The 11,724-nt window shown below is 72.9% G+C and carries 9 protein-coding genes; 5 read left to right on the forward strand and 4 right to left on the reverse strand.

Features of this window, described 5'->3' with window-relative positions:
• Positions 1-212: 212 nt before the first annotated feature.
• The 3 genes from ftsL to mraZ all read right to left on the reverse strand — a co-directional run bounded on the left by ftsL (position 213) and on the right by mraZ (position 2,557).
• Positions 213-809: a cell division protein FtsL gene (ftsL, locus tag AC0AIB_RS15275; protein WP_328344394.1), complete on the reverse strand. Its 597-nt coding sequence runs from the start codon at positions 807-809 to the stop codon at positions 213-215.
• The gene (gene rsmH, locus AC0AIB_RS15280) at positions 806-1,915 is read right to left on the reverse strand and encodes a 16S rRNA (cytosine(1402)-N(4))-methyltransferase RsmH (protein ID WP_328344392.1); all 1,110 of its coding nucleotides are present in this window, start codon (positions 1,913-1,915) and stop codon (positions 806-808) included. Before rsmH ends, ftsL begins: the two co-directional genes overlap by 4 nt.
• Positions 1,916-2,125: 210 nt before the next feature.
• On the reverse strand, positions 2,126-2,557 hold the full coding sequence (gene mraZ / locus AC0AIB_RS15285; protein WP_328344390.1) for a division/cell wall cluster transcriptional repressor MraZ: 432 nt from the start codon (positions 2,555-2,557) through the stop codon (positions 2,126-2,128).
• A 354-nt stretch (positions 2,558-2,911) separates the two neighbouring features.
• Here mraZ and AC0AIB_RS15290 point away from each other — a divergent pair, with 354 nt between their 5' ends.
• From AC0AIB_RS15290 to AC0AIB_RS15300, 3 genes are read left to right on the forward strand one after another with little or no spacing between them, the layout of a single operon-like run.
• Positions 2,912-4,159 carry a MurT ligase domain-containing protein gene (locus AC0AIB_RS15290; protein WP_328348714.1) on the forward strand — a complete coding sequence of 416 codons (1,248 nt, stop codon included), beginning with the start codon at positions 2,912-2,914 and terminating at the stop codon, positions 4,157-4,159.
• The gene (locus tag AC0AIB_RS15295) at positions 4,149-4,871 is read left to right on the forward strand and encodes a type 1 glutamine amidotransferase (protein ID WP_328344388.1); all 723 of its coding nucleotides are present in this window, start codon (positions 4,149-4,151) and stop codon (positions 4,869-4,871) included. Before AC0AIB_RS15290 ends, AC0AIB_RS15295 begins: the two co-directional genes overlap by 11 nt.
• 38 nt (positions 4,872-4,909) lie before the next feature.
• Positions 4,910-5,626, forward strand: coding sequence for a TVP38/TMEM64 family protein (locus AC0AIB_RS15300; protein ID WP_328348713.1), 717 nt, complete (start codon positions 4,910-4,912; stop codon positions 5,624-5,626).
• A gap of 359 nt (positions 5,627-5,985) precedes the next feature.
• Here AC0AIB_RS15300 and leuS read toward each other — a convergent pair whose 3' ends face one another.
• Positions 5,986-8,850, reverse strand: coding sequence for a leucine--tRNA ligase (leuS, locus tag AC0AIB_RS15305; RefSeq protein ID WP_465096919.1), 2,865 nt, complete (start codon positions 8,848-8,850; stop codon positions 5,986-5,988).
• Positions 8,851-9,264: 414 nt separating this feature from the next.
• On the opposite strand from leuS, the gene AC0AIB_RS15310 reads away from it, so the two are divergent.
• A complete protein-coding gene (locus tag AC0AIB_RS15310) occupies positions 9,265-10,323 on the forward strand; it encodes an AAA family ATPase (protein WP_328344384.1) in 1,059 nt (352 codons plus the stop codon).
• 1 nt (position 10,324) lies between these two features.
• Positions 10,325-11,623 carry a DUF58 domain-containing protein gene (locus AC0AIB_RS15315; protein WP_328344382.1) on the forward strand — a complete coding sequence of 433 codons (1,299 nt, stop codon included), beginning with the start codon at positions 10,325-10,327 and terminating at the stop codon, positions 11,621-11,623.
• The last annotated feature ends 101 nt before the right edge of the window (positions 11,624-11,724 follow it).

The raw sequence follows: 11,724 nt of genomic DNA on the forward strand, positions 1-11,724 counted from the left end.
GTCCCCGGCCCGTGGCTCCCCGGCCCGTGGTTGCCCGGCCCTCGGCTCCCCCGACCGGGGTTGCCCGGACCGTTGTTGCCCGGCCCTCGGTTGCCCGGACTGCGGCTCCCCTGGGCGTGGCTCGCCGGACCGGGCGGCCCCACCACGAACCGCACCGCGCCGGGAGCCCGTGGCGTCCCGGCGCGGTTCGTCCGACCTCGGCGGCACGGGTGCTACCCCCCGTCGCCCTGCTGGCTGGTGATCGCCGGCTGGCCGTCGGCCGGTTGCGGCACGCCGATCAGCCGGCCGTCCGGCAGCCGGATGTACGCCGGCTCGCCCGCCTCCACCAGGCCCAGCTTGCGGGCCTCGGCGGTCAGGTTGCCCGGCTCCTTGTACTCCTCGATCTGCTTCTCCAGCTGCTGCTGGTCGACGTCGAGACGGGCCTGCTGCTGCTGGAGCTGCTGGAGCCGGAAGGCGTTCTCGTTGATCTTCGTGTTGACCGCGAGGATGCCCAGCACCCCACCGACCACCAGCACCACGATGAGCGCCGCGAACGGCGCCCGGGGCACCCGGACCGGCGGCGGCGGTGCCACCCGCAGTCGGGGCGGCCGGGTGGCGGTGGTCCGGGTGGCCGGCTGCTCGGCCGGCCGCAGCGCGGCGCTGCCCTGGGTGGGGAACTCGCGCGCCCCCCGGCGTGCCTCCCCCTGCCGACCGGCGAGGTCCGCCGGCATCGCGGTACGGGTCGTGCGCTGCGCCGTGGTCCGGCCCCCCGACCGCGGTGCGCGCTGCCCGACGACCGCGTCGCGGCCGTCACGCTTGTTGACGTTCATGTCCCCTCCCCCTGTTCGTCCGTCCTGCCATCCCCCGGCGTCGGCCCCTGGTCCACTGTGGAACCCGGTGTCGACCCCGTCCCCGGTTGGTGCATCGCCCTGACCCGTCGGCGGGACCGTTCGCGGTCGGTCCGCCCCTGCTGCCCGGTGGTCGGGTCGAGCCGCTCCGCGGCCCGCAACCGCACGGATGCGGCCCGCGGGTTCGCGGTGACCTCCACCTCCCCGGCGAGTTCGGCACCCCGGCTGAGCAGCCGGAACGTCGGACCCGACCCGGGCAGTTCCACCGGGAGGTCGATCGGGCCCTTGCTGCGGACCCGGTCGGCGAGCGCCTGCTTGGTGAGCCGGTCCTCCAGCGAGTGGTAGGACAGGACCACCATGCGACCGCCCACGTCGAGCGTGTCGAGGGCAGCCGGCAGCGCCTGCTCCAGCACTGCCAGTTCCCTGTTTACCTCGATCCGTAAAGCCTGAAACGTTCTCTTGGCCGGATGTCCCCCGGTTCGTCGCGCTGGTGCCGGAATGCTCTCCCTGACCAACTCGGCCAACCGGGCCGACGAGGTGATCCGGCCCTGCTCCCGCTCCCGCAGGATCGCCGAGGCGATCCGGCCGGCGAACTTCTCCTCGCCGTAGACCCGCAGCACCCGGGCCAGATCCGGGTGGGAGTAGCTGTTGACCACCTCCTCGGCGGTCACCCCCCGGGTCTGGTCCATCCGCATGTCCAGCGGCGCGTCCTGGGCATAGGCGAACCCGCGGTCGGGCGCGTCGAGCTGCAACGAGGAGACGCCCAGGTCGAACAGCACCCCGTCGATGCCCGGGTAGCCCAGCCGCCTCACCACCTCGGGCAGTTCGTCGTAGACGGCGTGCTCCAGGTGGATCCGGTCGGCGAACCGGGCGAGCCGGACCCGGGCGTGCGCCAGGGCCTCGGTGTCCCGGTCCAGACCGATCAGCACCGTGCGCGGATGCCGTTCCAGCACCGCCTCTGCGTGCCCGGCCAGCCCCAGCGTGGCATCGACGTGGACCGTACGGCCGCCCCGGTCCAGCGCGGGGGCCAGCAGCTCGAGACACCGCTCGAGCAGCACCGGCACGTGCGTGCCGCGTAGCTCCCCCATGTCGACCCCCACTGTGGAATACCTGCTCTTAGTGTCGCGCTCTGCTCGTCGGACGATGCCGCACCGTCGTACCGCCAGATCCCCATCCGCTCCCGCTCCGGCTCCGGCTCACCGACCCGGAGTGGAGATCGTGCACCTGGCACCGGGGAAGGGGCGCCAGGAACTCGAAAGCGGCTGGAGATCTCGCAGTACGTCGGGCGTCGCCACGCCCTACAGACCGCCGGGCAGCACCCCCTCCTCGATGTCGGCGAAGTCGTCTTCGCTGTCGGCGAGGTAGGTGTCCCAGGCCGCCCGGTCCCAGATCTCCACCCGGGTGGACGCCCCGATCACCACCAGATCCCGGTCGAGCGCGGCGTAGGACCGCAGGTGGGCCGGGATGGTGACCCGGCCCTGCTTGTCGGGAACCTCGTCGTGCGCACTGGCGAAGAAGACCCGGCTGTAGGCCCGGGCCGCCTTGTTCGTCATCGGCTGCGCGCGCAACTGGTCAGCGATCCGCTGGAACTCGGGGGTGGGGAAGACGTAGAGACAGCGATCCTGTCCTTTGGTGATCACGACACCCCCCGCCAGCTCGTCCCGGAACTTGGCCGGAAGGATCAACCGGCCCTTTTCGTCCAGGCGCGGAGTGTGGGTGCCGAGGAACATCGGCCCAACCCCCCTCGCCCTGAGCGGCGTTCGCGGCGCCGCTGACCCCCCGGGCCGGTGGGCCCTCCCGGCCTCACCAATGCGCCCCACTCTACTCCACTTCCCTCCACCTGCAACCAGATTCGCCCGCCCGGCGCGTCGCCGTCATGGACAAAACCGCACGTCAGGAGCGGTGGAGGGAAGTGGAGGGGCGGAGCGCCCCGCCCGGCGTCCACAACCCGACATCGATCGACTCCATCCGGCGGAGCGTCCACCGACCGGACGCCCGGCCCACCCCGACCGAACGGTTCGCCGTCGGCGGCGATCTGGCGGGCGCGGGGGTCCGGTAACCTCGCTCGGGTGACGGACGCGAAGATGCCCCTGCGGGCGAAGGTGGCCAGCTCGGTGTCGCGGACAGCCGCGGCGCTGTCGCGCGCCGCCGGGCGGGGCGACGGCTCGGTGATCGGCGGTTGGATCGGCCTGAAGATCGATCCGGACCTGCTGGCCCACCTATCGGCCGGACGCGCCATCGCGCTGGTCTCCGGCACCAACGGCAAGACCACCACCACCCGGCTCAGCGCCGCCGCCGTCGGCGTGCTCGGCCGGGTCGCCACCAACTCCTTCGGTGCCAACATGCCCACCGGGCACACCTCGGCGCTGGCCAAGGCCGGCAGCACCCCGTACGCGGTGCTGGAGGTCGACGAGCACTACCTCGCGCAGGTGCTGGAGGCCACCGAGCCGCACGTGGTGGCCCTGCTCAACCTCTCCCGTGACCAGCTCGACCGGGCCAAGGAGGTGGCCATGATGGCGCAGCTCTGGCGGGCCGCCCTGGTCCGGCACACCGACGTACGGGTGGTCGCCAACGCCGACGACCCGCTGGTGGTCTGGGCGGCCACCCCGCCGGCCGACCCGGCGCAGGGCATCCGCCCGCCGCACGTCACCTGGTTCAGCGCCGGACAGCGCTGGCACGACGACTCCTGGGTCTGCCCCGAGTGCGGCTCCACCATCCAGCGCTCCGGCGAGCAGTGGTGGTGCAGCGGCTGCCCGCTGCGCCGCCCGGACGCGCAGTGGACGGTGGAGGACGACGGCGTGCTCGACCCCACCGGGGCCTGGCACAAGGTGACCCTCCAGCTCCCCGGCAAGGTCAACCTCGGCAACGCGGCCACCGCCCTCGCCGTCGCCGCCGAGTTCGGGGTACGCCCCGTCGACGCGGTCTCCCGGCTGCACACGGTGACCTCGGTCGCCGGCCGCTACGCCCAGGTCGACCGGGACGGCCGCAACATCCGGCTGCTGCTGGCCAAGAACCCGGCCAGCTGGCTGGAGGCGTTCGACATGGCCGACGAGGCGCCCACCCTGCTCTCCATCAACGCCCGCGACCCCGACGGGTTGGACACCTCCTGGCTGTTCGACGTCGACTTCGCCCCGCTGCGCGGCCGGCAGGTGCTGATCACCGGCGACCGGGCGTACGACCTGGCGGTCCGGCTCGACGTCAACGGCGTGCCGTTCCAGCACGTCCGGGCGTTCGGCGAGGCGGTCCGGGCGGTCCCGCCGGGCCGGCTGGAGGTCATCGCGAACTACACCGCCTTCCAGGACATCCGAGCGGAGTTGGACCGTGTCAACTGAGAGCCTGCGTATCGTCTGGATCTACCCCGACCTGCTCTCCACCTACGGCGACCGGGGCAACCTGCTGATCCTGGCCCGTCGGGCGCAGCAGCGCGGGATGCCGGTCGAGGTGCTGGAGGTCCGCTCCGACCAGCGGCTGCCCGCCACCGCCGACATCTACCTGATCGGTGGCGGTGAGGACGGCCCGCAGGCGCTCGGCGCGCAGCGGCTGCTCGCCGACGGCGGCCTGCACCGGGCCGTCGCCCAGGGCTCGGTGGTCTTCGGCGTCTGCGCCGGCTACCAACTCCTCGGCACCTCCTTCTTCGCCAAGGGCACCAAGTGCGCCGGGTTGGAGCTGCTCGACATCTCCTCCGACCGGGGTCCGACCCGGGCGGTCGGCGAGCTGGCCGGCGAGATCGACCCGAGGCTGGGCGTGCCGGCGCTGTCCGGGTTCGAGAACCACGGCGGTCGGACCCACCTCGGCCCCGGCGTGTCGCCGCTGGCCCGGGTCAGCGCCGGGGTCGGCAACGACGGTGTCACCGAGGGGGCCTGGCGGGGCAGCCTGCTGGGCACCTACTCGCACGGTCCGGCCCTGGCCCGTAACCCGGCCCTGGCCGATCTGCTGCTGCGCTGGGCGACCGGCACCCACCAGCTTCCGCCGCTGGACGACACCTGGGCGGACCGGCTGCGCACCGAGCGCCGCGCCGCGGTGGCCGCCGCCGCCCGGACATGACCTCCCGCCGCCCGGACATGACCTCCCGCCGGGCGGACATGACCTCCCGCCGGGCGGCAACGATCGCCGTCGGGTGGCGGTTGCTCGGCCAGCCGTCGGCGCGTCGGTTCGTCCTGTTGCTGGTGATGCTCGTCGGGTTCGCCGTACTGCTGCTGGTGGCACCCCGGCCCGACGTCGCCGCGCTGCCCCGGCTCGCCGACTCCCTCGGCGGCTACGCCCCGGTCGCCGGGATCGTCGTCGGGGCGCTGCTGCTGGTGGCGCTGGTCCCGCGTACCTTCGTCACGCTCGCAGCGGGGGCCGTCTTCGGCCCGCTGGAGGGCGGGACGTACGCGCTCGGCGCGGCGCTGCTGGCCGCCGCGCTCGGCTTCGCCGTCGGCCGGGTGCTCGGCCGGGAGTTCGTCGCCGAGCGGGTACGCGGCCGGCTGGCCCGCCTGGACGGCTGGTTCGCCCGGCAGAGCGTGCTCGGCGTGATCACCGTACGGCTGTTGCCGATCTCCGGGTTCGGACTGGTCAGCTACGGCTACGGCACCACCGGGGCGCGGGTGCTGCCGTTCCTGGTCGGCAGCGTGCTGGCCTCCGCCCCGACCGCCTTCGGCTACGCCGCGATCGGCGCGGCGGTCAGCTCCCCCGGCCGGATCAACTGGTACGCCGCCGCCCCGGCCAGTCTCGGGCTGATCGCCAGCGCGGTGCTGGCGTACCGCTGGTGGCAGGCCGAACGCCGACGCCGGCGGGTCATCACCGACCCGGGCTCTTGACACCGGCCGAATGCTCCCGCCGCTGTCCGCCGCCCGACGCTGTCCGCACCCATGATTGCCCACGCCCTGGTGGTCGCAACGGTCACCCGAGTTGTCGCCCACCGGTGCGACCGACCTGGTGGGCGGCTGCCGGAACAGGCCTACCGATGCGCCACCTGCGGCCCCTCCGCCAGAACCGGTCCGGGCACCGGGGATAGCTATGCGGTGCGAGTGGTATGCCGGAGAGTCATAAATATGACTCTCCGGCATACCACTCCGGGTCGACATACATCCGACCTGTCGTCACTCTGCGCTACGGCGGCCCGACGGCCGCCCGGACCCGACGCGTCCCCGACCGGACGGGTGGCCCGGCCGCACCGTCAGGCGACGACCGAGACCAACCGGCCCGGCACCACTATGACCTTGCGGGGTTCCCTACCGGCCAGCGCGGACGCGACCGCTTCCAGGGCCGCCGCCCGGACGGCCTCCTGCGACGCGTCGGCGGGCACCTCGATCCGGCCCCGGACCTTGCCGTTGACCTGCACCGGGTAGGTGACCGTCTCGGCGAGCAGCAGGGCCGGGTCGGCGGTCGGGAAGTCCGCGTACGCCAGGGAGGTGTCGTGGCCCAGCGTGCGCCACAGCTCCTCGGCGACGTGCGGGGCGAACGGGGCCAGCATCAGCACCAGCGGTTCGGCCACCTCGCGGGGGGTCTCCGGCAGCCGGGTCACCGCGTTGGTCAGCTCGATCAGCTTGGCGATGGCGGTGTTGAACCGGATGCCCTCCATGTCGACCCGGACCCCGTCGACGACCCGGTGCAGCAGCCGGCGGGTCTCGGCGTCGGCGGGCGCGTCGGTGACCCGCAGCGTGCCGGTCTGTTCGTCGAGCACGGCCCGCCAGACCCGCTGCAGGAACCGGTACGACCCGACCACCGCCCGGGTGTCCCAGGGGCGGGACACCTCCAGCGGGCCCATCGACATCTCGTACACCCGGAAGGTGTCCGCGCCGTACGCCGCGCACATGTCGTCCGGGGTGACCACGTTACGCAGCGACTTGCCCATCTTGCCGTACTCGCGGGTGACCTCCTGCTCGCCGTGCAGCCACCGACCGTCGACCTCGACGACCTCCTCCGCCGGCACCGGCGTACCCCGGGGGTCGCGGAACGCGTACGCCTGGATCATGCCCTGGTTGAACAGCTTGCGGTACGGCTCGAACGACGACACGTGCCCCAGGTCGTACAGCACCTTGTGCCAGAACCGGGCGTACAACAGGTGCAGCACGGCGTGCTCGGCCCCGCCGACGTACAGGTCGGTGCCCCCGCAGTCGCCCTCGGCGCGCGGCCCCATCCAGTAGCGCTCGTTCTCGGCGTCGACGAACCGGTCGGCGTTGGTCGGGTCCAGGTAGCGCAGCTCGTACCAGCAGGAGCCGGCCCACTGCGGCATCACGTTGGTCTCCCGGGTGTACCGCTTCGGCCCGTCGCCCAGGTCCAGCTCCACCTCGACCCAGTCGCGCCGCCGCGACAGGGGGGTCTCCGGGTTGCTGTCGGCATCGTCGGGGTCGAAGGTCTTCGGCGAGAAGTCGTCCACCTCGGGCAGTTCGACAGGCAGCATCGACTCGGGCAGCGCGATGGCCGCCCCGGTCTCGTCGTACACGATCGGGAACGGCTCGCCCCAGTAGCGCTGCCGGGAGAACAGCCAGTCCCGCAGCCGCCAGGTGACCGCCCCGACGCCGTGGCCGTTGGCCTCCAACCACTCGATGATCGCCGCCTTGGCCTCGGCCACCCCCAGCCCGTCCAGGTCCAGGCCATGCTCGGGCGCAGCGCTGTTGATCGCCGGCCCGTCCCCGGTGTACGCCGCACCGTCGAACCCCTCGGCGGGCTGCACGGTGCGCACGATCGGCAGCTCGAAGACCTCGGCGAACGCCCAGTCCCGCTCGTCCTGCGCGGGCACCGCCATGATCGCGCCGGTGCCGTAGCCGGCCAGCACGTAGTCGGCGATGAAGATCGGGATCTGCCCGCCGGTGACCGGGTGGGTGGCGTACGCCCCGACGAAGACGCCTGTCTTCTCCCTGGTGTCGGCCTGCCGCTCCACGTCGGTCCTGGCCGCCGCCGCCTTCCGGTACGCCTCGACGGCCGCCCGGGGGCTGGCGTGCCCGCCGGTCCAGGCGTCCCGGGTGCCGGCCGGCCAGGTGCCCGGCACCAGCGCGTCGACAAGCGCGTGCTCGGGGGCCAGCACCAGGTAGGTGGCGCCGAAGATGGTGTCCGGCCGGGTGGTGAAAACTCTGATGCGGGCTTCGCCGGCAGAGCCGGAACCAGTGGTCGGGGCCGCGAAGTCGATGTGCGCGCCGGTGGACCGGCCGATCCAGTTGCGCTGCATCAGCTTGATCGACTCGGGCCAGTCCAGCGTGTCCAGGTCGTCCAGCAGCCGGTCACCGTAGGCGGTGATCCGCATCATCCACTGCTTCAGGTTGCGCTTGAAGACCGGGAAGTTGCCCCGGTCGGAGCGGCCGTCGGCGGTGACCTCCTCGTTGGCCAGCACGGTGCCCAGCCCCGGGCACCAGTTCACCGGCGCCTGCGAGACGTACGCCAGCCGGTGGTCGTCGACGATCTGCCGCCGCTCGGCGTCGGTCAGCTCGGCCCAGGCGCGGCCGTCCGGGGTGGGCCGGTCCCCGGCGGCGAACTCGGCGATCAGCTCGGCGATCGGGCGGGCCCTCGCGGCGTCGGAGTCGTACCAGGAGTTGAAGACCTGCAGGAAGATCCACTGGGTCCACCGGTAGAAATCGGTGTCGATGGTGGCCACCGAGCGCCGCTCGTCGTGGGCCAGCCCCAGCCGGCGCAGCTGCGCCCGGTACCGCTCGATGTTGGCCACCGTGGTCGTCCGGGGATGGGTGCCGGTCTGCACCGCGTACTGCTCGGCGGGCAGGCCGAACGCGTCGAAGCCCATCGCGTGCAGCACGTTGCGCCCGGCCATCCGCTGGTAACGGGCGAAACAGTCGGTGCCGATGTAGCCCAGCGGGTGACCGACGTGCAGCCCGGCACCGGACGGGTAGGGGAACATGTCAAGCACGTACAGCTTCTCCGCGCCCGCCCGCGGGTGGCCCGGATCGGCAAGCGGACCGGCCGGGTTCGGGGCGTGGAAGGTGCCCTCCCGCGCCCAGGTGTCCTGCCACCGACGCTCGATCTCGTCGGCCAGGGCCGCGGTGTACCGGAACGGGGGAATGTCGCCCGCCGGTGCGGCTGCCTCAGTCATGGCTTCTCCTTGGCGCGGTCATGTCGGATCCGGGGCACCTGCTCAGGGCACGAAAAAGCCCCTCGCGCAGGAGGGGCCGCCGTGCTGTCGCGCGTCAGCGCATCAGCACGGCCCGGTAAGAAGCAGGAAGACTCCGGCCATGTCCGGCAGTGTACCCCGTCGGATCCGCCGGCTGCGGGCCGCGTCCGGCCTGCCGATCACCTTCCGTCACCACCCGGGCGCGTCAGGTCCCCCGACCTGACGAATATCCGCCGCGTGACCGGCTGACTTCCGGCAGGGGTCGGCGATCACCGTAAACATGGTTAGCCTGAGAGGCCAGTGCGATTCCTGCGGCAGACGAGGCTTCCCGTTGCGAACCGAAGGACGGGTCCAGGTGCTCTTTACCGAGCTGCCGTCGCGACGAGGAGAAGGCCCGTGACACAACAGACCTGGGACGAGGTGGGCGGCGTGCTGCCGCACGACGAGTTCCGCGCCGCCAGCGAGGCCATCGTGGCCAACATCGAGCAGGTCATCGAGGGCAAGACAGCCACGGTGCGGCTCGCCCTGGCCGTCCTGCTCGCCGAGGGTCACCTGCTGATCGAGGACGTCCCCGGGGTCGGCAAGACCAAGTTGGCCAAGGCGCTCGCCCGGTCCATCGACTGCTCGGTGCGGCGGATCCAGTTCACCCCCGACCTGCTGCCCAGCGACGTCACCGGGGTCAGCGTCTACAACCAGGAGACGCACGACTTCGAGTTCCGGCCGGGCGCGGTCTTCGCCAACCTGGTCGTCGGCGACGAGATCAACCGGGCCTCGCCGAAGACCCAGTCCGCCCTGCTGGAGTGCATGGAGGAGCGGCAGGTCACGGTCGACGGGGTCACCTACCAGCTCCAGACGCCGTTCATGGTGATCGCCACCCAGAACCCGATCGAGATGGAGGGGACGTACCCCCTCCCGGAGGCACAGCGGGACCGGTTCACCGCCCGGATCGCGATGGGATACCCGGGCCCGGAGGCCGAGCTGGCCATGCTGGACGGACACGGCGCCGCCGACCCCCTCCAGGAGTTGCGGCCGGTCTCCGACGCCGACACGGTCCGCCAACTGATCGCCACCGTCCGCAACGTGCACGTCGCCGATGCCGTCAAGCAGTACGCCGTCGACCTGGTCACCGCCACCCGGGAGGCCCCCGACCTGCGGCTTGGCGCGTCCCCCCGGGCCACCCTCCAGTTGTTGCGCACGGCCCGCGCGGTGGCTGCCCTGGAGGGGCGCGACTACGTGCTGCCCGACGACCTCCAGGCGCTCGCGGTGCCGGTGCTGGCCCACCGGATCATCCCCACCGCGGACGCCCAGTTGGCCCGCCGCACCACCGACGCGATCGTCGCCGAGCTGGTGCACCGGCTGGTCCTGCCGCCGGACCGTAAGCGCCCCACCGGGTACGACACGCCCCGGCCCGCCGCCGGCAACGGCCGCCCGCCGTTCGAGCCACGGAGGCCGTGACGTGCGTGCCGGGCTGCGTGGCCTGACCACCCGGGGCCGTTCGTTCCTGGCGGCGGCGATCGCCGCGGCGGTCTCCGCCGGCATCCTCGGCGAACGGGACCTGCTCCGGGTGGCGGTGCTGCTCGGCGTCCTGCCGCTGCTCGCCGCGCTGTACGTCGGGCGGACCCGCTACAAGCTGGCCTGCAACCGCTCGCTGGACCCGCACCGGGTGCCGGTCGGGGCCAGCTCCCGGGTGGTGCTGCGGTTGCAGAACATGTCCCGGCTGCCCACCGGCACCCTGCTGCTGGAGGACCGGCTGCCGTACGCGCTGGGCAGCCGGCCGCGGGTGGTGCTGGAACGGCTCGGCGCGCACCAGGCCAGCTCGGTGGCGTACACCGTCCGTGCCGACGTGCGCGGCCGGTACGAGGTGGGTCCGTTGGTGGTCCGGATGACCGACCCCTTCGGGCTGTGCGAGCTGAGCCGGGCCTTCCCCAGCACCGAACAGCTCACCGTGATCCCCCAGGTCACCCCGCTGCCCTCGGTACGCCTGCCCGGCGAGTACGCCGGCAGCGGCGACAGCCGGGCCCGGTCGGTGGCCGTGCACGGCGAGGACGACACCGCCACCCGGGAGTACCGGATGGGCGACGACCTGCGCCGGGTGCACTGGAAGTCGACAGCCCGCACCGGTGAGCTGATGGTGCGCCGCGAGGAGCAGCCCTGGGAGAGCCGGGCCACCGTGCTGCTGGACACCCGGGCGCACGGTCACCGGGGCGACGGCCCGACGGCCAGTTTCGAGTGGTCGGTCTCTGCCGCCGCCAGCATCGCCACCCACCTGCGGCAGGCCGGCTACAAGCTGCGCCTGGTGACCGGGGACGGAGTGGACGTCGACGCCACCGAGGCCACCGGGGACGGCCTGCTCCTCGACCACCTCGCCGACGTCCGGCTCGACCAGCGAGGCGACGTCGCGAGCCTGGTGCAGCGGGTCCGGCAACGCGCCGACGGGGGCCTGATCATCGCGCTGTTCGGGTCGCTGACCACGAGCGAGGCGGAGCTGCTGAGCGGGCTGCGCGGCAGCGGCGCGACCTGCGTCGGCTTCGTGCTGCACAGCTCCACCTGGCTCAGCCTGCCGGAGCGGGCACGGTTCGAGGCCGAACAGGCCCACGCCGCCGCCGTGTTGGCCCTGTTGCAGGGCGGCTGGCGGGTCATCGGGGTGAACCACGACGGTCAACTGCCGGCGCTCTGGCCCCAGGCCGGGCGCGGTTCGCAGGGCTTCGCGCTGCGCGCGGCGCTCGCCGAGACGGTCGCCGGGGGTGTGCGGTGAGCCGCCGGCCGGTCCCGCGACCGCACCGTTCGCGCACCCCTGGCCACACCGGTGGGCACGGCACCGGCGACCAGCACGCCGCGCCGCGCGTCAGCGCCGGT

This window comes from Micromonospora sp. DSM 43699 (assembly GCF_055517075.1).

Excerpts from the sequence above, each read along its gene's own strand:
- AC0AIB_RS15290 (WP_328348714.1), top strand. The coding sequence starts at position 2,912 with ATGCCCCTGCGGGCGAAGGTGGCCAGCTCGGTGTCGCGGACAGCCGCG.
- mraZ (WP_328344390.1), bottom strand. The coding sequence starts at position 2,557 with ATGTTCCTCGGCACCCACACTCCGCGCCTGGACGAAAAGGGCCGGTTG.
- rsmH (WP_328344392.1), bottom strand. The coding sequence starts at position 1,915 with ATGGGGGAGCTACGCGGCACGCACGTGCCGGTGCTGCTCGAGCGGTGT.
- AC0AIB_RS15300 (WP_328348713.1), top strand. The coding sequence starts at position 4,910 with ATGACCTCCCGCCGGGCGGCAACGATCGCCGTCGGGTGGCGGTTGCTC.
- leuS (WP_465096919.1), bottom strand. The coding sequence starts at position 8,850 with ATGACTGAGGCAGCCGCACCGGCGGGCGACATTCCCCCGTTCCGGTAC.
- ftsL (WP_328344394.1), bottom strand. The coding sequence starts at position 809 with ATGAACGTCAACAAGCGTGACGGCCGCGACGCGGTCGTCGGGCAGCGC.